A 21856-nucleotide genomic window follows, 5' to 3' on the forward strand; every position below is an offset into this window, starting at 1 on the left:
ACCCGGGCGGGCTGTTCATGGACGCACGCCGGGCGGGTCCCCGTGAGGGGGCCCGCCCGGCGCGTTCCGGCGATCAGCGCTTGGTGATCGCCTGGCTGACGGCGTTCGGGCCGTCGTACTCGCGGTCCGGCATGGCTTCGAGAGCCTTGACTATGTCGTTGCTCGCGTTGTGCTCGCGAGCGGCCTTGATCAGGTCCTGCTTGCTGGCCGGGTAGTCGACCCCGCTCAGGTGCTTCTGCAGGTCGATCGGGTTAGGTGCTGTTGTCATGACCCTCTGATGCCCATCAATCACAATATGTAACGACTCTCCAGCAAGCGTCGGTTCCGTTCCACCGCTGGCGGGAGGCGGCGGCGTTCTGAAAGGGCCGCGGGGAGCCGGGGCAGCGCCGTACGGAGACCGCTCCGGCCCGCCCGGCCGCCGCGCAGCGCGTCGAACACCCGCCGCGCCACCACCGGCCAGGGGCGTCGCAGCACGGCCGTCAGCAGCGCGTTCCTGACGGCCAGGGCGCGGCGGCCCTCGGGGTCGCGGGCGGGCGAGGGGTGGTGGTGGGCCACGACGTCGTCCACGTACGCCAGCCCCCACCCCAGCGCCGCCAGATCCAGCGCCAGCCGTTCCTCCTCGCCGAAGAAGAAGACCACGTCGTCGAAGCCGCCCGCCTCCAGGAACGCGTCCCTGCGCACCACCACCCCGCACGCCAGGAACCCCAGCACGCTCGGCCCCGGCAGGTCGGGCTCGGTGCCGAGCGGCGAGTCGCGCATGCGCTCCGACACCGTGTCCAGCCGCTCGTCGGGGCCGACCAGCACGCGCGCGCCCAGCGCGGCGAGGCGGGGATGGGCGTCCAGCACGTCGGCCGCCCGTTCCAGTGCCTTAGGCGCCCACCAGGAGTCGTCGTCGGCGAAGGCCACGTAGGGCGTCCTGGCCAGCTCGACGCCGAGGTTGCGGCCGGGGGCGCCCAGGTTCCTGCCCGCCTCGACCACGTGGACGTCGGGGAAGTGGCGGCGGACGAAGCCGGCGGTGCCGTCGCCGGAGCCGTTGTCCACCAGGATGACCGGGCGCGGGTGCAGCGGCAGTGTACGGGTCAGTGTCCGCACCCTGTCCCTGCTGGCCACGACGACCGTGACACGCGGTTCGCTCTCCACACCCTTCGCACTTACCTGCACGCCCTCGCTTAGTCGTTGACAGGCCGCGGACGAGCGGGTAGAAAGATCGGTAACAGTGTTACCAACAAGAAACGGCGTTACCGTGAGTACTCCGTACCAGCAGGCCCAGCGCGAAGGGCAGAGCGCCGTCAGGGCGGCCGTCCTCGACGCGGCCAAGCTCCTGCTCATCAGCGAAGGGCCGGCGGCGCTGACCGTCCGGCGCATCGCGGCCGAGGCCGGCTGCTCCACGAAGGTCATCTACACGCTCTTCGGCGGCAAGGACGGCCTCAGCGAGGCCCTCTGGCTGGAGGGCTTCGCCCGGCTCGAACAGCGGCTGCTGGCGGTGCCCCACGAGGAGGGCCCGCTCGACCGGCTGATGGGCGTGCTGGGCGCGTACCGGGCGTACGCGCTGGCCGAGCCCGACTACTACCGCGTCATGTTCCTGGGCGCCCTGCCGGGCTTCAGGGCGGAGGAAGAGGCGACGCGGACGGCCAAGCACACCTTCGGCCTGCTCGTGGCGTCCGTGGCCGCGTGCCTGGAGGCGGGGGAGCTGACCGGGGGCGCGGCGGCCGAGATCGCGGACCTGCTGTGGATGGCCGTCCACGGCGCCGTGAGCCTGGAGATCATGAGCTATTTCGAGGAGGCCGATGCGTCGCCGCGCTACCGGCTGCTGTGCACCTCGGTGCTCACCCGGTTCCTGCCGGCCCACGGCCGCCGTTCCTGAGACGAGAGGGAGAGCATGATGAGCACCACGCCGTTCACCGGCGGCTTCGCCCCGGTCACCGAGGAGATCACCGCCTTCGACCTTGAGGTCACCGGCCGCATCCCGGCCGAGCTGAACGGCCGCTTCCTGCGCAACGGGCCCAACCCGCTCGGCCTCGACGACCCCGGCGCCGCCCACCTGCTCATCGGCGAGGGCATGGTGCACGGGGTGCGGCTGCGCGACGGCCGCGCCGAGTGGTACCGCAACCGGTGGGTGCGCAGCGCCTCCGTCGCGCGGCGGCTCGGCGAGGAACCGCGGCCGGGGCCGGTGCACTCCGGCCTCGACTTCGCGCCCAACACCCATGTGATCGGGCTGGCCGGGCGCACGTTCGCGACGCAGGAGGGGGGCGCGCGGCCGTACGAGCTGAGCTACGAGCTCGACACGATCGGGCCGTGCGACTTCGGCGGCGGGCTGCCCGGCGGCTACACCGGCCACGCCCACCTCGACCCGTTCACCGGCGAGCTGCACGCGATGGCGTACTTCTTCGGCTGGGACCACCACCAGCACATCGTCATCGACGACAAGGGCGTGGTGACGGAGGTCAGGAAGATCCCGGTCCCCGACGCGCCCATGATGCACGACTTCGCGCTCACCGAGCGGTTCGTGGTGATCTACGACCTGCCGGTGACGTTCAGCATGCCGCACGCCGAGAAGGGCTCGCCGCTGCCCGTCGCCTGGAACGAGGACCACGGCGCGCGGCTCGGGCTCCTGTCGCGCGCGACCGGCGAGGTGCGCTGGTTCGAGGTGGCGCCGTGCTGGGTGTTCCACACGCTCAACGCGTACGAGGAGGGCGAGGAGGTGGTCGTGGACGTCGTCCGCTACCCCAAGCGCTTCCTCGACTCCCGGCTCGACCTAGGCGGCACGCCCACGCTCGGCCGCTGGCGCATCGACCTGCGCACAGGGCGTGTGAGCGAGACCCGGCTCGACGACCGGGCGCAGGAGTTCCCGCGCATGGATGAGCGCCGCACCGGCCGGCCGTACCGCTACGGCTACACCGCCGCCACCCTCGACATGGAGGAGCGGTTCTACCCCGGCGGCAACGATCTGGAGGACATGCCCGACACGGCGTTCGACAACACGCTGATCAAGCACGACCTGGAGCGCGGCACGCAGGAGACGCGGCGGATGGGCCGCGAGGCGTTCGCGGGCGAGCCGGTCTTCGTCCCCGCGGGGGAGGGCGAGGACGACGGATACGTGCTCTCCTACGTCAACAACCCCGAGCGGGGCGCGGGCGACCTGGTGATCCTGTCCGCCCAGGACTTCACCGGCGAGCCCCTCGCCACCGTGCATCTGCCCGCCCGCGTGCCGCTCGGCTTTCACGCAAGCTGGATCGCCGACTGAGCCGGAGGCGGTAGCCTCTTCGAGGCAAGCTGAAACGTGAAGAGGGAGAGGCCGTGACCGGTCTGGTCGTCGCGATGGACGGCCCTTCGGGGTCGGGTAAGTCGAGCGTGTCGCGCGGGGTCGCCCGCGCGCTGGGCCTGCGCTACCTGGACACCGGGGCGATGTACCGCGCGATGACCTGGTGGATGCTGCGCCAGGGCGTCGATCTCGCCGATCCGGCCGCGATCGCGGCCCGCTGCGGCGAGCCGGCCGTCGTCTCCGGCACCGACCCCGACGGTCCCACCATCCACGTCGACGGCGTCGACGTGGCGGGGCCGATCAGGGAGGCCGAGGTGACCGGCGCGGTGTCGGCCGTGGCGGCCGTCCCCGAGGTGCGCGCCCGCCTGGTGGCGCTCCAGCGCGAGATCGTCGGCGCCGGTGACATCGTGGTCGAGGGCCGCGACATCGGCACGGTCGTCTGCCCCGACGCCACCGTCAAGGTCTACCTGACGGCCAGCCCCGAGGCCCGTGCGCTGCGGCGCAGCGCCGAGGTGGCGGGCTCGACGGTGGAGGCGCAGCGCGAGGCCCTGGCCAGGCGTGACACTCTTGACTCGACACGTAAGACAGACCCGCTCTCGATGGCGGATGGCGCCATCGAGCTCGACACCACCGCGCTGACCTTGGACGAGGTCATCGCGGAGGTGTTGAGACTGGTCAAAGAGCGCACCTGACCCGAAGTCCGGTGCGGGACTCACAAAGGACGAAAAATCGTGACAACGGGGGATTGGGTCGAGGCCGACCTCGACGAGCTTGAGATCGGCGAGCACGAAGACGCCACGCCGCTTCCGGTCGTCGCCATCGTGGGCCGGCCCAACGTCGGCAAGTCCACGCTGGTCAACCGCATCATCGGCCGCCGTGAGGCGGTCGTCGAAGACGTGCCGGGCGTGACCCGCGACCGCGTCACCTACGACGCCAACTGGCGTGGCCGCCGCTTCACCGTCGTCGACACCGGCGGCTGGGACCCCGACGCCACGGGCATGAACCTGCGCATCGCCGAGCAGGCGCAGGTCGCCGTCGAGCTGGCCGACGTCATCGTGTTCGTGGTCGACGCCACCGTGGGCGCCACCGACGCCGACGAGATCGTCGGCTCCGTGCTGCGCCAGTCGGGCAAACCGGTCGTGCTGGCCGCCAACAAGGTCGACAACCAGCAGCTCGAGCTGGAGGCCGCCGCGCTGTGGTCGCTCGGGCTCGGCGAGCCCTACCCCGTCTCCGCGCTGCACGGGCGCTCCAGCGGCGACCTGCTCGACGTCGTGCTCGACGCGCTGCCCGAGACGCCGCGCCTCACGTTCGAGGCCGAGCGCGGGCCCGCCCGCGTCGCGCTGCTCGGCAAGCCCAACGTCGGCAAGTCCTCGCTGCTCAACAAGCTGGCGGGGGAGGAGCGCGTGCTCGTCGACCCGATGGCCGGCACCACCCGCGACCCCGTCGACGAGCTGATCGAGCTGGGCGGGCGCACCTGGCGCTTCGTCGACACCGCCGGCATCCGCCGGCGCGACCGTGAGCTGCAGGGCGCCGACTTCTACGCCGCCATGCGCACCCGCGCCGCCCTTGAGCGCAGCGAGGTCGCGGTCGTGCTCATCGATGCCAGCCAGCCCCTCACCGAGCAGGACCTCCGCATCATCGGCCTGGTCATCGAGTCGGGCCGGGCCATGGTGGTCGCCTTCAACAAGTGGGACCTGCTCGACGAGGACCGGCGCTACTACCTCGAGAGGGAGATCGACCGCCAGCTCGTCCGCACCCCGTGGGCGCTGCGCGTCAACATCTCCGCCAGGACCGGGCGCCACCTCGACCGGCTCGTGCCCGCCCTGGAGAAGGCGCTCGACTCGTGGTCCACGCGGGTGCCGACGGCCCGGCTCAACGCGTTCCTCACCGAGCTGGTGCACGAGACCCCGCCGCCGGTGCGCGGCGGCAAGCAGCCGAAGATCCTCTTCGCCACGCAGGCGTCGGTCGAGCCGCCCAAGTTCGTGCTGTTCACCTCCGGCTGGCTGGAGGACACCTACCGCCGCTTCATCGAGCGGCGCATCCGCGAGGAGTTCGGCTTCGCGGGCTCGCCGATCGAGGTGACGATGAAGATCAGGGAGAAGCGCGCCAAGAAGGACAAGTGATAAGGTCTGCGGCAACGCGCTGACGGAGACGAGTAACCGCGGGCATCACGGCCTCAGAGAGCCGCCGGTAGCTGCGAAGGCGGCGCCGTGACCCGCCGGTGAAGACACTCCCGAGTGCGGGGAGGAAATGCCCCGCCGGCCTGACCCCCGTCATCGGGTCGTTTCGAGGCCGCCCCCTTCGCGGGGGCGGCGAAAGTGCGGTGGCACCGGGAGCTCCCTTCTCCCCCGCACTCCCAAGGGGTCATACACGTCTCGCAGGAGTTGTGATGATCTCTCGTATTCTCTCCGCGGAGCTCGCCGAGCACGCGGGACAACGAGTGACGATCGCCGGCTGGGCCCATCGCCGCCGGCAGCTGAAGTCCGTTTCCTTCCTCGTCGTACGCGACCGCGCCGGGCTCGCCCAGGCGGTCACCGGCTCGGAAGCCGTTCTGCCGCCCGAGGAGAGCGTGGTCGCGGTCACCGGCACGGTGGCCGCGAACCCGCAGGCCCCCGGCGGCCACGAGCTGGTCTCGCCCTCGATCGAGGTGCTGGCCGAGCCGGGCACGGCGCCGCCGTTCGACCTCTATCGGCCCGTGGTCGGTGCGGGGCTGCCGACCGTGCTCGACCACGCGCCCGTCGCGCTGCGGCACCCGCTGCTGCGGGCGCCGCTGGAGATCGCGGCGGCCGGCGTGGCCGGGTTCAGGGAGACGCTCGACCGGCTCGGGTTCACCGAGATCCACACCCCGAAGATCGTCGGCTCGGCCACCGAGTCCGGGGCGAACGTCTTCGCCATCGACTACTTCGGGCGGCCCGCCTACCTCGCCCAGTCGCCGCAGTTCTACAAGCAGGCGATGGTCGGGGTGTTCGAGCGGGTCTACGAGGTCGGGCCCGTCTTCCGTGCCGAGCCGCACGACACCGTACGGCACCTCGCCCAGTACACCAGCCTGGACGCCGAGCTCGGCTTCGTCCGCGACCACCGGGACGTGATGGCGGTGCTGCGGGAGGTGGTGGCGGGCATGCTGGAGTCCGTACGCCGGCGGGCACCGCAGGCCCTTTCGCTGCTCGGCGTACGGGTGCCCGAGGTGCCCGCGGAGATCCCCTCCGTGCACTTCACCGAGGCGCAGCGGCTCACCTCCTCCTCCGAGCCCGACCTGTCGCCCGCGCAGGAACGGTGGCTGTCGGAGTGGGCCGAGCGGGAGCACGGGTCGGAGTTCCTGTTCGTCACCGGCTACCCGATGTCCAAGCGGCCCTTCTACACCCATCCCGACCCCGCGCGGCCCGGCTGCTCCAACGGGTTCGACCTGCTCTTCCGCGGGCTCGAACTGGTGACGGGCGGACAGCGGCTGCACCGCTACGACGACTACGTCCGCGCGCTGGCCGCCCAGGGCGAGGGGACCGGCCCGTACGAGGGGTATCTCCAGGCGTTCCGGTACGGGATGCCGCCGCACGGCGGGTTCGCCCTCGGGCTCGAACGCTGGACCGCCCGCCTGACGGGCGCCGCCAACGTCCGGCAGGTCACCGCGTTCCCCCGCGACCTGCACCGCCTGTCGCCCTGACCCCCTCGCCTGGGGCGGCCCTCTTCGTGGGGGCCGCCCCTAGCGGCGGGCCGGCATGCGGACGGCGACCGCCGCCCCCAGCAGGCAGATGAACGCCGTGACTAGGAACATCTCGGTGTACTCGGTGTGCAGCGCCGCCCGCACCAGCTCGGTGTACTCGGCCAGTTGCCGCTGGTACGTCGCCGCGTCCACGCCGAACGGCAGCGGCGTGTCGAGGTGGGCCGTCAGCGACTGGAACCGGTAGAAACCCCACGCCGAGACGGCCGCGATGCCGACCAGCATGCCCATCATCCGCGCCACCACGACCGCGGCCGACGCCACGCCGTGCTGGTCGGGGCGGCTCACCCTGAGCACCGCCGACGACACCGGGGCGATCACCAGGCCCAGCCCCAGCCCGGCCAGTGCCAGCGTGAGATCGACCGTCAGGCCCGCGCCGGCCAGGTCGAGCGGCCAGCGGCTCATCAGCGCGTACCCCGCCGCCGCCGGGATCATGCCGGCTATCGCCACCACCCGGTCGCCCAGCCTGCGGGCCAGCAGCCCGCCGAGGAACGCGGCCACCGTCAGCGCCGCCAGGAACCTCGCCAGCACCAGCGACGCGCCCAGCTCATCGGTGCCCAGCAGGGTCTGGGCGGTGATCGGCACGAACACCATGGTGACGAGCAACGCCGCCCCCGCCAGAAAACTGACCCCGAGGGTGGCCAGCAGGGGCCCCTTACGGGCGCCGGTGAGATCGATCAGCCGCACCGGCGACCGCACCTCCCACCACACGAACCCGGCTCCGATCACGACACTCGCCACGATCAACGGAACGCCCCAGGGCGGCAGGACGGCGGCCGCCGGATCGGGGTTGTAAAGCCCGATCACGAGCAGCGCCAACGCCAACGCCAGCAACCCCCCACCCACAAGATCCACCCGCCCACCCGTGGCGACGCCAACGGGCGCGGCGCCTCCGGGAGTGGCGCCTCCGGGAGTGGTGGAGGGGCGCGCGCCGGCAGCGGGCGCGGGGGCTTCGGAGGACTCGGGGCGCGCGTGCGCGGCGGCTTCTACGGCCGCGCTGGGTGGGGGTGTACGGATGGGTTCGTTCGTGTTGGCGCTGCCCTTGACGGTCCTGGTCGGGCCGGGTGGGAGGGTGACATGGATCGCGAGTGCGGCTAGGGCGGCCAGGGGGACGTTGATCCAGAAGATGGCGTGCCAGCCGCCCAGTTCCAGGCCCGCCACCACCGTGCTGGGGATGCCGGCCAGGAGGCCGCCGTACAGCGGGCCGAGGGCGCTGCCCAGCTCCTGGGCGGCGCCCACCGCGCCGAGGGCCACCGGGCGTTCGTGTTCGTCCCACAGGTCGCCGATCAGGGCCATGGTGATGGGCAGCAGGGCGCCGCCTGCCACGCCCTGCACCGTGCGGCCGGTCACCACCATGATCTCGCCGCTCGCCAACGCCGTCAGCACGGAGCCGAGGGCGAAGGCGGCCAGGCAGGCGTGGATGAGGGGGCGGCGGCCGTAGCGGTCGGAGAGCCGTCCGAGCAGGGGCATCGCGGCGACGTACCCCAGCAGGAAGCCCGTCACGATCGGGGTGGCGCGTTCGAGGTGGTTGAGCGGGATGCCGACGTCGCCGGCGATGGCGACCAGGACGGTCACCACGACGTACGCGTCCAGCGCCGCAAGCAGCACCACCGCGCCGCCCGCGCCGAGCACCACCCGGCGGGCGCGCCTCATCGAATCCGCCTCATCGAATCCGCCTCATCGAATCCGCCTCACAGGGCCGCCTCACAGGGCCGCCTCACAGGGCCGCGTCACGTCCCGTCGCACGTGCGTCACTCCGCGGGCGGCTTGATCGTGACCGGCGCGTCGTAGTCGCTGAACGACACCGTCACCGTGCCGCCCTGCAACGGCAGGCTGGCCTTGGTGAGCCGGCTGCTGGCCTGGTCGATCCAGATCTTGCCGTTGACGCCCTGCGTGACGCCGGGGACGATCTGGCCCACGACGTTCGCGGGGAAGGTGGTGGCGACCCGGTAGGAGCCGTTCTCGACGGCCTCGACCTTGGGGTCGGTGCCGGAGGCGAGCAGCTGCGCGACGCCCTTGGTGGGCTCGAGGATGACCGAAGGGTCGTAGATCTGCGCCAGCTGCTGCCGCGTCATCTTCTGGAACCCGCCGGTGGCGCCCTTGAAGTGCACGGTGTCGCCCACGACGGCGAAGGTGACCTCGAGGAGGTTGCCCAGCGCTTCGAGCGTGATCGTGCCGTCGGCGTCGCCCTCGGCCGTGAGCCGGCCGTCGGCCTTCTTCAGCGGCACGTCCGGCTTGCCCTCGGTGGCGATGGAGAAGCTGGCCGACTTGACGGTCTTCATGGCGTCGACGGCCTTCTTCATCACGTCGGACCCGGCCGGCAGCTCTGGCCCCCCGCCGCCTGACGAGCACGCCGTCGCCAGCGCGAGGACCGCCACGATCAGTAGCTTTCTGAGCATGACCGGATGCTAGCGATCGGCGGGAGGGCGCGTGGCTCCTCACGCATATCGGTTGGGTGTCAGCGCAGCTTCTTCAGGTGCTCGACGATCGGCGCGTACGCCGCCTCGATCGCCTCCAGCTGGTCGTCGGTGAGCCGGTCGACGAAGTGCTCGCGCACGCCGCCCACGTGGTACGGCGCCACCCGCTGGATCGTCTCCCAGCCCTCGTCGGTCAGCACGGCGTAGGTGCCCCGCCGGTCGTCACGGCAGTCTTCCCTGGTCACCAGCCCCTTGGCCTCCATGCGGGAGATCTGGTGCGACAGCCGGCTGCGCGACTGGATGGTGACGTCGGCCAGCTCGCTCATGCGCATGCGGCGCCCCGGGCTCTCGGACAGGTTGACGAGGATCTCGTAGTCGTTGAGCGAGAGCGAGTGCGCGTGCAGCTCGCGATCGAGCCGGTGCATCAGCAGCTTGTGCACCGCCAGGTGCGTGCGCCACGCACGCTGTTCGGCCGGGGACAGCCACCGGGGCTCGCGCATGATCCCCAATCTAGCGCACGTAAGGTGGAACGCTATGGGCGGGAAGTCGGGAGAGAGCCTGGGGACGGTGCTCGTGGCCGGCGCCGCCAATCTCGCCATCGCCCTGGCCAAGCTCATCGCCGGGCTGATCGGCGGCTCGGCGGCCATGCTGTCGGAGGCGGCGCACTCCGCCGCCGACACCGTGACCGAGCTGCTGCTGCTGGTGGCCGTGCGCCGGTCGGGCAGGCCGGCCGACCGGCGGCATCCGTTCGGCCACGGCAAGTCGGGCTTCGTCTGGGCGATGATGGCGGCGGTGGCGACGCTGGTGGGCGGCGCCGGGTTCTCCATCACGCACGGCCTGCATGAGATCAGCCACGGCGAGGAGCTGTCGAACCTCACCCCGTCGTACGTCGTGCTGGCCGCCGCGTTCGTGATCGAGGGCGTCTCGTTCCTCAAGGCGCTGTCGCAGCTGCGGCGCGAGGCCAGGCGGCACGAGGTCAACCCGCTCCGGCTGGTGCGGGTGACGTCGGACACGGCGCTGAAGGCCGTGCTGTTCGAGGACGCCGCCGCGCTCGTGGGCCTGCTGATCGCCGCGGGCGGGCTGCTCGCCTCGCAGCTCACCGGCTCGGCGCTCTGGGACGGCGTCGCCTCCGTGATCATCGGCCTGCTCCTGCTGGTGGCGGCGCTCATCCTGATCGGCTCGAACCTGTCGCTGCTCATAGGCCAGGCCGTGCCCGAGGGCATGGAGGCCGGCATCAGGGCGGTGCTGCTGGAGCAGCCCGAGGTGGCCGACGTGGTGGAGCTGCTGACGATGGTGATCGGGCCTGGCGCGGTGCTGGTCGCCGCAAAGATCGATTTCCGGGACGAGGCCAGTGCCGCCGGTCTGGAGATCACCTGTGACGAGGTGGATCGGCGGTTGCGGGATCGGTTCCCCGAGGTCGAGCAGGTGTTCCTCGACCCCACGCCCACGCGCCGCTGATCACTCCTTGGCGGGCTTGCCGTCCAGGTCGTACTGGTCCTCCGACGCCGCGCCCAGCACCGTCACCTCGTTGATCTTCCAGGTGCCCTTCTCCTTCACCAGGCTGATCTTGAGGTGCGAGTCCTTGACGGAACGGATCGCCTCCGAGGTGTTGACCTGCTGGTCGACGACCACGATGGCGTGGGCGGTGGCCTCGTCCACGCCGGCCAGGTAGACCTCGCGCACGGTCGCCTGGGAGGTGGCCTTGAGCTTGACGATGACCTGGGCCATCGCGCCGCCGAACGCCGCGTCGTACGTCGCGAGGAAGTCGCCCGTCGCCTGGGCGGCCAGCGTGGCCCGGGTGGTCTGCAGGTTCTGGTAGTCGTAGCTGAGCAGGGCCCGGCTGAACGCGCCCGCCGCGCCCGACACCTCCACCCGCAGCGCCCGCTCGGCCTCCAGCCGGGCCGTGGCCTCCTGGGCGCGGGCCGCCGAGACCCACTGCAGCACGGCGGTGGCCGCGACGGCGACCACCAGCATCGCGCCCAGCGCCCCGAGCAGCTTGGCCCGCGTGAACCCACCCCTCGAACGCGCGTCCCGCCCGGTCGTGCCGGGTGGTTCGGGCGAGGGGGCCGCCTCGGCGGCGGCCTCCGGTTCGGCGGGGGAGTCGGTACGGGTGGAGGTCGGCTCGGCCGAGCCGGCGGGCTCAGCGGCGGAGGCGGGAGCGGGCTCAGCGGCGGGCTCGGGTGCCGCTTCTGAGACGGGCTCAGCGGTGATCTCGGGGGGCTCGGAAACGGGGTCGGTGGGAGCGAGGGGCAGGTCGTCCTGGGTGGCGGCCGGGTGGCGGGTGGTCATGGGGGCTCCTCATCGGCGGCGGGCGGCGCGGCCCGCGGTGGTCCAGCCCACGACGCCGCCGCCCGCCAGCACGGCGAGCATGATCGCGACGATCAGCGGGGCGTTGTCCAGGGGGTCGGATGTCCCGGGGCCGCCGGTGGGGGCGGCGACGGGGTCCGAGGTGCGTGCGGGGGTCTTGCCCCGATCGGGTCTCGGGGTGTCCGGGGGCGAGGGAGGAAGGGACGGCTCCGGGTCGGCGACCTCGCGGTACCGGTCGCCGGAGCGGCCGGGGCGCGGCTCGGGGTCACGGTCGGGGCAGGCGCGCAGCTTGGGCACGGTGGGCGGCCCGAGCGGGCCCGCGTACTCCTCGGCCGGCGTCGGCCCGCCGGGGACGCTGAACAGGAACTCCGCCCGCCCGTACACGGTGTCGCCGCGCCGGTCGCTGATGTCGTCGGCGAGGCTGAGCGCGGTCGGCACGATGCTCAGCAGGTGGTGCACGTTCCGCTCGGTGGCGGCGGAGAAGGCGGGCCGGTGCGGCAGCCCGGCGGCGGTCAGCAGGCAGGAGAACCCGGGCCGCGAGGCTCGTACGGCCGCGTCGAGCTGCCCGAACACGCCAGGGCCCCGGTCGAGGATGGCGTTCAGGTCCTTGCGTGAGGCCCGCAGCGTCGCGGTCACCGTGCTCAGGTCGGTGATGCCGGAGGCCAGCTCGCCCCGCTTGCCGGCCAGCGTGTGGGTGAGCCGGGTGAGCTGCACCGACAGGTCGTCCAGCACGTCGGCGTTGTCGGCCAGCGTGCCGGTCAGGGCGTGGGCGTCGTCGATGATGCGCCTGATGGCGGGCGCCCGCCCGTCGAGCGCGACGGCCAGCTCGTGCACGATGGTCTCGGCGTCCTCGGGCGGCACCGCGTTCAGCAGCTTGCCGACGCCCTCGAACAGCTTCTTGTAGTCGAGCGGCACGGCGGTCCTGGCCAGCGGGATCGTGTCGCCGGCGGCGAGCCTGGCGCCGGTGACGCCGGTGGCGGGCGGCGACAGCTCGACGTACGGCTCCCCGACGGCGGAGCGGCGCCGCACCTCGGCGGTGACGCCCTTCGGCAGCCTGATCTCCCTGTCGATGTCCAGCCCGACCACGATCTTCCCGGGCGCGAGCCGCACGTCGCCGATCTTCCCGACGCGTACGCCCAGGTAGGCGACGTCGAACCCGCGGATCAGCCCGGGGGAGGAGGCGAACTCGGCCGACACCCGGTAAGGCCGCTCGACGGCGTCCAGCCGGATGATCGTGGTGAACGCCCACACCGTCATGACGACCCCGAGCGCCACGAAGAACCCGAGGTTGAGCGTGACCCGGTTCCTCATCGCGGCGGCTCCAGCAGCCGGCGGACGGCGTCCACGGTGTCGCGTACGGGCCTGCCCGGCTCGGGCAGCAGCACGCCGCGCAGCCACACGTACGTGAGCACCTGCCCGTTGACGGTGATCGGCGGCGCGTCGATGAACTTCTGCAACCTGGCCACCAGCCCCTTCAGGTCCTGCCTGCCGCGCTGCATGGCCGTGGAGATGGCCTCCAGCTCGCGCAGCAGCGTCCGCAGCCGGGCGGCATGCCGCGGATAGACGGTGAGGTTGGCCTGCTCGGCCAACCTGGTCAGGGCGACCACGGCCTTCTTGACGTGCCTGCGGCCGTGGGCGAGCCGGTCGGTGGCGGCGGCCAGCGTGCCGGGCAGCCGGTCCAGCTCGCCGCTGCCCTCGGCCAGGTCGTCGCCGAGCTTCGCCAGGGCGTCGATGGAGGTGGCGAGGTCCTTCCTGGCGGCCGCGTAGGCGTCGGTGACCTCGGCGGTCTGCCTGATCAGCCGGTTGACCTCGTCGCCCTGCCCGGCGAAGGCGGTGGACGCGGCGTCCAGCACGGCGTTGACGTCCTGCGCGCCGAGCGCCTCGATGAGCGGCCCCGCCCTGGCGGTGACCTGCTCGATGTCCGGCTCGACCGAGGTCTCGGTGATGGTGGCGCCGTCCTTCATGTACGGCCCCGTGGCCAGGTCCTTGCCGGGCGGCGGGGTGAGCAGGACGTAGTTCTCGCCCAGCACGGAGGTCTTGGCCACGGTCGCGGTGCTGCCCGCGGGCACCCGGTGGGCCGACTGGACGGACATGGCGACCTTGGCCCGGTAGCCCTCCAGGCGCACGTCGGTGACCGACCCGACGCGTACGTCGGCGATCTGCACGCTGTGCCCGGAGACCAGGCTCTGCACGTCGTCGAAGACCGCGTACAGGGTGAGGTCGCCGGTGGTGGCGCCGAGCGTGCGCAGCGAGCAGGCCGCCGTCACCGCCGCCACGAGGATCAGGGCCAGGACGCGCCTCATCGGCCGCCTCCCCTGCGCTCGAAGGGGCAGTTGCTCAGGCCGGCGGGCAGGCACGGCACCTCGCCCAGGTTCAGCGAGTCGAACAGCGGCCGCAGCCACGCCCTGGTCATCGCGTTGAGGACGACGCGGATCTGCAGCACGTGCTGTTCGCGGTCCCAGGAGTCGATGAGCACGTCGGAGAAGTCCGCCGCGCCCTTGACCGCTCGCGCGATGGACGCGCTGTTGGCCCGGACCGTCAGCACCAGCTCGGCCAGCGTCGTGGTGGCCTGGGGCAGGCGTTCCGCGTACTGCTCGATGATCACGTCGCCGCGCCGCACGAACCCCGCCATGGACGTGACGAACCCGCGCAGCCGCCGCCGCTCCTCGGCCAGCAGCGCGCTCGCCTCGGAGAAGGCGTCGATGGCGCCCGTCACCTGACGCTCGCGCTCGTTGAGGCTGGTGGCCAGCTCGTTGAGTCCCTTGGCCAGCTCGACCAGCCGCTGGTCCTGCGCTGCGAGCACGCCGGTCAGCTCGGAGGTGCTGCTGATGGCGTCGCCGATGGTCTTCCCGCGTCCTCTGACGCCGTCGGCGAGGTCGCCCGCGACGCCGCCCAGCTTGCGGGAGTCGAGCGCCTCGGTCAGCTTGGTGAACGCGTCGAGCGCGTCGTCGATCTCCACCGGCAGGTCGGTGCGCTCCAGCGGGATCACCGCTCCCGGCGCGATGCGCCGGTCGCCCGGCTTCCATGGCGGGTAGAGCACGACGTTGCGCTCGCCGAGCGTGTTCTGCGGCGCGACCACGGCCTTGACGCCGGACGGCAGCGGCACGTGCGGGTCGATCCGCAGGTCCACCCGTACGCGGTCGCCGTCGATGCGGATGCGGTCCACGTAGCCGGCATCCAGGCCCATGACCTTGACCCGCGCCTCCTCGTACAGGGCGGGCGCCTTGGCGAAGACGGCGCTCAGCCGGTACGGCTCCGCCCCGCCCACCGTGCACCCCGACGCGAGCAGCACCCAGGCAGAGAGCACCGCGACGAGCCGCCTCATCGGTCGCCCCTCCTGTCCTTCGCCCTGTCCTTGGCGACGGCCGCGAGCACCTCCGGGTTGATCGGCCCCAGCCCGGTCGCGATCGCCTCCAGCCACGGCCCCTGGCCGCCCATCGTGGACAGCCCGGAGAACGTCGGCCCCGCCCAGGCCAGCAGCGTGTTCAGCCGCTCGTTGCCGGCGCTGAGCCGGGTGGTGATGGCGGCGTTGTCGTCGAGGACCTGGACGAGCGAGCGCTCGTGCTCCCTGATCAGGCGGGTGGTGCTGCGTACCAGGTCGCTGCCGTCGCCGAGCAGCGTGCGCAGCTCCTTCCTGCGCCTGCGCAGCTCCTCCAGCATCACCTCGACGGCGTCGACGAGCCGGCCGAGCTGGGCGTCCTTCTTCTTCAGCACGTCCATGACGCGGGCGCCGTTGTCGAGCAGCCGGCGCAGCTGCGGCTCGCTCCTGCTGACGGTGCCGGACAGGTCGCCGATGTCGTCGAGCAGCCGGGTGACGCGGCCGCGCTTGACGACGTCGAGCTTGCCCAGCTCGGTGAGCAGGTCGTCCACGGCCTTCGTGTCGAGGCGTTCGACCAGCCGGGTCGCGTCCTTGACGGCGTCGTTGACCAGCGTGGGGACGCCGGTGCGGGTCATCGGGACGCGCCGCCGCCCCTCCGGCAGCTCGTGCATGAACGGGGGCGAGACGGCTCCCGACAGCTTGACGTACCGGCCGCCGAGCAGGTTGGACAGGGCGATGTCGGCGCGGGTGCCGCGGCCGAGCCGGACGCCGTCGTCCACCCGCCAGGTGACGATCACGTGGCCGTGCGCGTAGTCGGCGCGCACCTCGGTGACCTCGCCCACCCGTACGCCGGCCACCCGTACGTCGTTGCCGGTGCGCACCCCGCCTGAGTCGGCGAACACGCCCGACATGGTGTAGCCGCCCTCCAGCAGCCCCAGGTTGCCGACCAGGAACGTGGCCACCAGCACCGCGGCGAGCGTGGTCAGCGACACCAGCCCGACGGCGTGCCGGTTGCGATCCCTGAAGGACTTGAGCGCCATCACGACCCCACCAGCAGCTTCCGCAGGTCCTTCTCACTCTGCACGCGGGTGTTGCGCAGCGGCGGCGGGGTGCGCATGCCGTACGGGCAGGGCGCGGGCCCGAGCGCCAGGCAGGGGATCGCGGTCATGAAGTAGTGGCCCCTGTTGACCGACGAGTACGCCCGCTCGAACAGCGGCGGGAAGGTGCCGACCGCCTGGTCGATGCTCTTGACGTTGCGCCTGATGCCGCCGGTCAGCCCCGACAGGTTGTCGACCAGGGAACCCAGCTCGCCGGCGTTCCTGCCGAGCACCTCGTTCGTGGTGCGCATGGTCGCCGCCAGCTCCACCAGGGCGTCGTCCACCAGCTCGCGGTTGTCGGCGAACGACTCCGACAGCGTCACCAGGTTGTCCACCAGCCGCTCGATCTGCTTGTCGCGCCTCGCGACCACGTCGCTGACCGTGGCGTAGTCCTTCAGCAGCTGCTCGATGGTCCTCCTGCGCTGCTCGACCGTGGTGGTGATGGCGTTGACGTTGTCGAGCAGCCGCGGGATCGTGCGGTCGTTGCCCTTGAGGGACTTGGCGGCGGCGGTCAGCAGCCGGTTGATCTGGTCGGGGTCGAGGCTGCGGGTGAGCGGGCCGAGGTCGCTGATCAGCTCGCCGATGTCCACCACCGACGAGGTGCGGGCGATGCGCGCGCCGGGGACGAGCCTGCCGGGCGCGGTGCCGGGCAGCAGGTAGACCACGCGCTGGCCGACGGCGTTGCGCCAGCGTACGGCGGCCTCGGTGTCGGGCGGCACGGTGATCGCCCGCTGCACCTCCAGCGTCACCTCGGCGCGGCCGTCCACGACCCTGATCGCCTCCACCTGGCCGACGGGCGCTCCGGCGATCTTCACCTGGTCGCCCTCGACCAGCCCCGACACGTCGTCGAAGACGGCGACGAGCCGGTAGCCGTCGCCGGTGCTCACCCGCGCGACCTGCACGCCGATGGCCGCGATCAGCGCCACGCACACGCCGACGAACAGCGCGGCGCGCAGCAGCGTCCAGCGGCGGCGGGCGATCTCCATCAGCGCCTCCCGTCGGTGGGGCCGCAGATGCCCACCACCAGCTCGCACACGTCGCCCGACAGGAACGCCTCCACCTGCAGCTGCCTGGTCCCTCCTGGTCCCGGCGCCTCGATCAGCTCGTTCAGCAGGTCGACCAGGGTGTTCAGGCCGCGTACGCCGTCGCCCGCGAGGCCGAGCTGGGCGTAGATGAGCGCGGCCACCCGCTCGCCCGAGCGCACCCCGGCCCGCAGGTTCCCCCTGTGCTCGGCCAGGCCGTGCGTGACCTGCCCGGAGACCGAGGTGACCTCCTGCAGCAGGGCCCGTACCTTGTCGGCCCGCCTGAGCAGGTCGGGGGTGATGACGTTGACGTCGGAGGAGATGGCGACCAGCTCGTCGCCCTTGTCGGACAGGGCGGTGCCGAGCAGCGCGCCGTCGCGCAGGAACCGCCGGGCGCGGAAGCGCTGCCGGTGCGCCACCGACATGACCGTGCCGGCGTCGCCGATCAGCTCCCGCAGGTCCTCGCCCTGCCCCTCCAGGCCCTTGGCCAGGGTGTGCACGATGACCGTCACCTCGCGCGGACTCACGGCCTTCAGGCCCCGGTAGGCGTCGCCGAGCGTGTCGGACAGGTCGAGCGGGTCCTCCGTACGGGTGATGACGGCCCCGGCCGCCAGATACGGCCCGCGCGCCTCGCCCCGCCCCGGCCGCAGGTCCACGAACTTGGGCCCGAACACCGACGCGGGCTCCACCGACGCGCTGGCCGTGCGCGGCACCCTGATCGCGTCGTCCACGTGCATGGTGACCACCGCCCTGCCCTTGGCGTCGAGCGAGACGTCGGTCACCTCGCCCACGGTGATGCCGCGGATCTTCACCGGGGAGCCGGCGTCGAGGCCCTGCCCGGCCCGGCCGAACACGGCGTCGTAACGGGTGCCGGGGACCTCGGTGGCGGTGCGCACGGCGTACAGGACGGTTCCCGCCAGCACCACGAGCATGGCGAGCGCGATGCAGAGCCGGGTGGAGAGGGAGAGTTCGCTGCGGCCCACCGCGTCACCCCGTCAGCGGGATGTTGCCGCCGCCACCCCAGAACAGGTACGACAGCAACAGGTTGAGCAGCACGATCGTGACGATCGACTGGCGGATGGCCCGGCCCGCCGCCACCCCCACGCCCACCGGGCCGCCCGTGGCGTGGAACCCGTGGAAGCAGTGGATGACGATCACCGCGAACGCGAACACCGCGACCTTGGCGACGCTGAACACGATGTCGCTGACCGGCAGATACAGGTAGAAGTAGTAGTCGTAGACGCCCGGCGCCAGCCCGAACAGCACCGTGCACATCAGCCGGGTGGCGAAGAAACTGGCGAACAACGCGATCAGGTAGATCGGCACCAGCGCCAGCAGCGCGGCCACGACGCGGGTGCAGATCAGGTAGGTGAAGGCGTTGATGCCCATCACCTCCAGCGCGTCGATCTCCTCGGAGATCCGCATCGCGCCCAGCTCCGCCGTGAACGACGAGCCGACCTGCGCCGCCAGCGCCGTCGCCGCGATGATCGGGGTGATCTCGCGGACGTTGGCGAAGCTGCCCACCAGGCCCATGAACGACTCCGCGCCGATGGCCTGCAACCCCTGGTAGCCCTGCAGCCCCACGGTCGCGCCCACGACGAAGGCCATCGTGAACACCACGAAGATCATGCCGCCGCCGATGACCGTCGCGCCGACGCCCACCACCACGTCGCTGACCTGCCGTAACACGACCTTGCCGTATTTGAGGCGGAGCACGACGTCGCGGACGCAGTAGAACAGCACTCTGCCCACGAACAGCGGCCAGTCGGACAGGGACGCGAAGCGCTCGGCGGCCCGCAGCGCCGCGGTCACAGCGACCTCGGCGGGTAGGCCAGGAAGTACACCGCGGAGATGACGTAGTTGAAGGTGAACACCAGCATGAACGTCACCACGGTCGCCTGGTTGACCGCCCGCCCCACCCCGACCGGGCTGGTCGCGCACGTCATGCCCTTGTGGCAGGCCACCCCCGCGGCGATGAACCCGAAGATCCACGCCTTGAGCAGCGTCACGTACAGGTCGGATGCCACCACCAGCGACAGCGCCCCGTCGAAGTACGCGCCCGGTGTGACGCCCTGCACGACCACGTTGAAGAAGTAGCCGCCGGCCGCGCCCGCCACGATGACCAGCGGGCACAGGCACACCGCGATCGTGCTCGCCGCCCACATGCGCGGCGTGACCAGCCGGTGGATGGGGTTGACCGACATGACCTCCATCGCGCTCAGCTCGTCGCGGATGTGGCGGGCCCCGATGTCGGAGGTCATGGCGCTGCCGCCGGCCCCGGCGATCAGCAGCGCGCTGGCCAGCGGCGCCACCTCGCGGATGAGGCCGACGAAGACCGCGCTGCCGGTGGCCGACCCGGCGCCGAGCTGCCGGGCCAGCTCGCCCACCTGTAACGCGACGGTGGCGCCGAGCGGCAGGGAGACCAGCAGTACGGGGACGCTGGTGACGCGGGCCAGGAACCAGCACTGGTCGACGAACTCCCAGAACCAGCGCCTGACGTCCCAGCTGCGGCGCAGGCCCTCCAGCACGATGACGAACAGCTCACCGACCTGGCCGAGGGCCGCGCCGGCCCGGCGCCCTACATACCCGGACCAGGCCATCACCACCTCCGCCGCCTACGGATTGGCAACCCTACTGACGGGTTGTCCAGTAGTCGATGCTCCGGTGAGAATTTGCGGAAAAGGTATGAGAGCCCGGTTCGGACTTGTCAGCCACGCACGAAACGTGTGCGGTCCACTACAAAAGGGTGCCCATCCACGCCTCGATCTCGTCGGGGTGGCGGGGCAGGCCGCCCGACAGCAGCTCGGCGCCGTCGGCGGTGATCACCAGGTCGTCCTCGATGCGCACGCCGATGCCGCGCAGCTCCTCCGGCAGCGTCAGGTCGTCCGGCTGGAGGTACAGGCCGGGCTCGACGGTCAGCACCTGGCCCTCCTCCAGCACGCCGTCCAGATAGACCTCGGCCCGCGACTTCGCGCAGTCGTGCACGTCGAGGCCCAGCATGTGGCCGCTGCTGCAGAGCGTGTAGCGGCGGTAGAGGCCGGTCTCCAGCAGCGTGTCGGCCGGCTCCTTCAGCAGGCCCCAGTCGCGCAGCCCCTCGCAGATGACGCGCATGGCCGCCAGGTGGAAGTCGCGGAAGCGGGCACCGGGCCGCAGCGTCGCGATGGCCGCCGTCTGGGCCTCGTAGACCAGCTCGTACACCTGCCGCTGCACCGCGCTGAACCGGCCCGACAACGGGAAGGTGCGGGTGACGTCGGCCGTGTAGAGCGTGTCCGACTCGACGCCGGCGTCCATGAGCAGCAGGTCGTCGCGGCGCAGCGGGCCGTCGTTGCGGATCCAGTGCAGCACGCAGGCGTGCGAGCCCGAGGCCACGATGCTGTCGTAGCCGACCGCGTCGCCCTCCAGCCGGGCCCGCAGCCCGAACACGCCCTCCAGGTACCGCTCGCCGCGCCGGTGGCCCATCGCCTGGGGGAGGGCGCGTACGACGTCCTCGAAGCCGCGCACGGTCGCCTCCACCGCCGAACGCAGCTCGCCGACCTCCCACTCGTCCTTGATCAGCCGCATCTCCGACAGGAACGACTCCAGCTCCGCGTCGCCGCCGCCCCGCTCGACCCGGGCGTCCACCGACGCGTCCACCCCGCGCAGCACCCGCGCCGGGCCCTTCAGGTCGAGGTCGCGGATGTGGGCGCACTCCACCTGGTACAGCTCGGCCGCCTCCGCCAGGTCGGGGCGCGGGCCCGCCCAGAACTCGCCGTAGCGGCGGTCCCGGTAGAACTCCTGGCCCTCCTCGCGCGGGGCGCGCGGCCTGACGTACAGGACGGCCTCGCCGGACGGCTCGATCACCAGCACGTCGTCCGACTCGCCCGCCCCCGTCAGGTACGAGTACGCGCTGTGCGGACGGAACCGGTAGTCGCTGTCGTTGCTGCGCACCTTCAGCGTGCCCGCCGGGATCACCAGCCGCTCGCCGGGGAAGCGCTGGGCCAGCGCGGCCCGCCGCTTGGCCGCCCACGGCGCGATCGGCAGGGGCGCGATGCCGGCCCGGCGCTCACCCGCCCACCCCGTCCGCATGAACGCGGCCAGCTCGTCGGTGACGGGCAGATCATGGCTGCCGGTGTTGAGCACCTCGGTCATTTTCACGGTCCCTGAGTGACATGTCGGAGTTCGTACGCAGGCAGCCTACGGGACCGCTTGACTCCGTCCCCACCCGCCTGTTTGCTCTGGACCTGGGCTTGGAACACTGAGGGACAGAGGTGATGCACATGCTCATCGGTTCGATCCTTCGGAACAAGGGCAGCCACGTGACCTGCGTGTCACCGGCCGCCACCGTGCGCGAGCTGCTCGCGGAGCTGGCCGAGCACAACATCGGGGCGGTGGTCGTCTCCTCCGACGGCGTCACCATCGAGGGCATCGTCTCCGAGCGCGACGTCGTACGCCGGCTGCACGACCGCGGCGCCTCGATCCTCGACGCCCCGGTGTCCTCGATCATGACGGCCGAGGTGACCACGGTGGGGCCCGGCGAGAACGTCGAGTCGCTGCGCCGTACGATGACCAACCAGCGCTTCCGCCACATGCCCGTCGTCGACGGCGGCCGGCTGGTCGGCATCGTGAGCATCGGCGACGTCGTCAAGAGCGCCATCGAGGAGCTGGAGACGGAGAAGGCGTCGCTGGTCGACTACCTTCACCGCTGACCGGATGGGTTGACCGGGTGGGTTGACAGGGG

22 protein-coding genes are annotated in these 21856 nt (G+C 71.9%); 7 read left to right on the plus strand and 15 right to left on the minus strand.

Translation table 11 applies throughout. The features are described from left to right. Positions 1–73: 73 nt before the first annotated feature. Both AB0K18_RS03280 and AB0K18_RS03285 read right to left on the minus strand, forming a co-directional pair. A complete protein-coding gene (locus AB0K18_RS03280; RefSeq protein WP_355421464.1) occupies positions 74–268 on the minus strand; it encodes a DUF2795 domain-containing protein in 195 nt (64 codons plus the stop codon). Positions 269–288: 20 nt separating this feature from the next. Then, positions 289–1140, minus strand: coding sequence for a glycosyltransferase (locus AB0K18_RS03285; RefSeq protein ID WP_364909029.1), 852 nt, complete (start codon positions 1138–1140; stop codon positions 289–291). 103 nt (positions 1141–1243) lie between these two features. On the opposite strand from AB0K18_RS03285, the gene AB0K18_RS03290 reads away from it, so the two are divergent. From AB0K18_RS03290 to aspS, 5 genes are all read left to right on the plus strand, one after another. Then, positions 1244–1864, plus strand: coding sequence for a TetR/AcrR family transcriptional regulator (locus AB0K18_RS03290; RefSeq protein ID WP_364909032.1), 621 nt, complete (start codon positions 1244–1246; stop codon positions 1862–1864). Between the two features lie 15 nt (positions 1865–1879). Beyond that, positions 1880–3244, plus strand: a complete 1365-nt coding sequence (locus AB0K18_RS03295; RefSeq protein WP_364909035.1) for a carotenoid oxygenase family protein — start codon at positions 1880–1882, stop codon at positions 3242–3244. Between the two features lie 53 nt (positions 3245–3297). Beyond that, a complete protein-coding gene (cmk, locus tag AB0K18_RS03300; RefSeq protein WP_364909037.1) occupies positions 3298–3954 on the plus strand; it encodes a (d)CMP kinase in 657 nt (218 codons plus the stop codon). A gap of 39 nt (positions 3955–3993) precedes the next feature. After that, a complete protein-coding gene (gene der / locus AB0K18_RS03305; RefSeq protein ID WP_364909039.1) occupies positions 3994–5385 on the plus strand; it encodes a ribosome biogenesis GTPase Der in 1392 nt (463 codons plus the stop codon). Between the two features lie 266 nt (positions 5386–5651). Beyond that, on the plus strand, positions 5652–6920 hold the full coding sequence (gene aspS, locus AB0K18_RS03310; RefSeq protein WP_364909042.1) for an aspartate--tRNA(Asn) ligase: 1269 nt from the start codon (positions 5652–5654) through the stop codon (positions 6918–6920). 39 nt (positions 6921–6959) lie between these two features. On the opposite strand, the gene AB0K18_RS03315 is transcribed toward aspS, so the two are convergent. The 3 genes from AB0K18_RS03315 to AB0K18_RS03325 all read right to left on the minus strand — a co-directional run bounded on the left by AB0K18_RS03315 (position 6960) and on the right by AB0K18_RS03325 (position 9894). Continuing rightward, a complete protein-coding gene (locus tag AB0K18_RS03315) occupies positions 6960–8630 on the minus strand; it encodes an MFS transporter (protein ID WP_364909045.1) in 1671 nt (556 codons plus the stop codon). A gap of 98 nt (positions 8631–8728) precedes the next feature. Next, positions 8729–9376: an LppX_LprAFG lipoprotein gene (locus AB0K18_RS03320; RefSeq protein WP_364909048.1), complete on the minus strand. Its 648-nt coding sequence runs from the start codon at positions 9374–9376 to the stop codon at positions 8729–8731. A 59-nt stretch (positions 9377–9435) separates the two neighbouring features. Continuing rightward, positions 9436–9894, minus strand: coding sequence for a MarR family transcriptional regulator (locus tag AB0K18_RS03325; RefSeq protein ID WP_364909051.1), 459 nt, complete (start codon positions 9892–9894; stop codon positions 9436–9438). 34 nt (positions 9895–9928) lie between these two features. Between AB0K18_RS03325 and AB0K18_RS03330 the strand changes: the two genes are divergently transcribed. Beyond that, positions 9929–10852: a cation diffusion facilitator family transporter gene (locus AB0K18_RS03330; protein WP_364909054.1), complete on the plus strand. Its 924-nt coding sequence runs from the start codon at positions 9929–9931 to the stop codon at positions 10850–10852. On the opposite strand, the gene AB0K18_RS03335 is transcribed toward AB0K18_RS03330, so the two are convergent. The 10 genes from AB0K18_RS03335 to AB0K18_RS03380 form a co-directional block, all read right to left on the minus strand. After that, a complete protein-coding gene (locus AB0K18_RS03335) occupies positions 10853–11683 on the minus strand; it encodes a hypothetical protein (RefSeq protein WP_364909056.1) in 831 nt (276 codons plus the stop codon). A 9-nt stretch (positions 11684–11692) separates the two neighbouring features. Continuing rightward, positions 11693–13012 (minus strand): MCE family protein, encoded by a 1320-nt coding sequence (locus AB0K18_RS03340; protein ID WP_364909059.1) that lies wholly within the window; start codon positions 13010–13012, stop codon positions 11693–11695. Continuing rightward, complete coding sequence (locus tag AB0K18_RS03345) at positions 13009–14004, minus strand: MCE family protein (RefSeq protein ID WP_364909062.1); 996 nt, start codon at positions 14002–14004, stop codon at positions 13009–13011. Before AB0K18_RS03345 ends, AB0K18_RS03340 begins: the two co-directional genes overlap by 4 nt. After that, complete coding sequence (locus AB0K18_RS03350; RefSeq protein WP_364909065.1) at positions 14001–15026, minus strand: MCE family protein; 1026 nt, start codon at positions 15024–15026, stop codon at positions 14001–14003. Before AB0K18_RS03350 ends, AB0K18_RS03345 begins: the two co-directional genes overlap by 4 nt. Next, positions 15023–16060, minus strand: a complete 1038-nt coding sequence (locus tag AB0K18_RS03355; RefSeq protein ID WP_364909067.1) for an MCE family protein — start codon at positions 16058–16060, stop codon at positions 15023–15025. Before AB0K18_RS03355 ends, AB0K18_RS03350 begins: the two co-directional genes overlap by 4 nt. Next, a complete protein-coding gene (locus tag AB0K18_RS03360) occupies positions 16060–17103 on the minus strand; it encodes an MlaD family protein (RefSeq protein ID WP_364909068.1) in 1044 nt (347 codons plus the stop codon). Before AB0K18_RS03360 ends, AB0K18_RS03355 begins: the two co-directional genes overlap by 1 nt. Continuing rightward, positions 17103–18122 (minus strand): MlaD family protein, encoded by a 1020-nt coding sequence (locus AB0K18_RS03365; RefSeq protein ID WP_364909071.1) that lies wholly within the window; start codon positions 18120–18122, stop codon positions 17103–17105. The genes AB0K18_RS03360 and AB0K18_RS03365 overlap by 1 nt, the downstream gene beginning before the upstream one ends. A gap of 4 nt (positions 18123–18126) precedes the next feature. After that, the gene (locus AB0K18_RS03370) at positions 18127–18951 is read right to left on the minus strand and encodes an ABC transporter permease (RefSeq protein WP_364909074.1); all 825 of its coding nucleotides are present in this window, start codon (positions 18949–18951) and stop codon (positions 18127–18129) included. After that, complete coding sequence (locus AB0K18_RS03375) at positions 18948–19739, minus strand: ABC transporter permease (protein WP_364909076.1); 792 nt, start codon at positions 19737–19739, stop codon at positions 18948–18950. Before AB0K18_RS03375 ends, AB0K18_RS03370 begins: the two co-directional genes overlap by 4 nt. A 136-nt stretch (positions 19740–19875) precedes the next feature. After that, positions 19876–21267 carry an aminopeptidase P family protein gene (locus tag AB0K18_RS03380; protein WP_364909078.1) on the minus strand — a complete coding sequence of 464 codons (1392 nt, stop codon included), beginning with the start codon at positions 21265–21267 and terminating at the stop codon, positions 19876–19878. A 128-nt stretch (positions 21268–21395) separates the two neighbouring features. Here AB0K18_RS03380 and AB0K18_RS03385 point away from each other — a divergent pair, with 128 nt between their 5' ends. Further along, complete coding sequence (locus AB0K18_RS03385) at positions 21396–21824, plus strand: CBS domain-containing protein (protein ID WP_364909079.1); 429 nt, start codon at positions 21396–21398, stop codon at positions 21822–21824. Positions 21825–21856: the final 32 nt, after the last annotated feature.

The sequence above is a fragment of the Nonomuraea sp. NPDC049421 genome, assembly GCF_040677005.1.
GTDB classification, from domain to species: Bacteria; Actinomycetota; Actinomycetes; order Streptosporangiales; family Streptosporangiaceae; genus Nonomuraea; species Nonomuraea salmonea.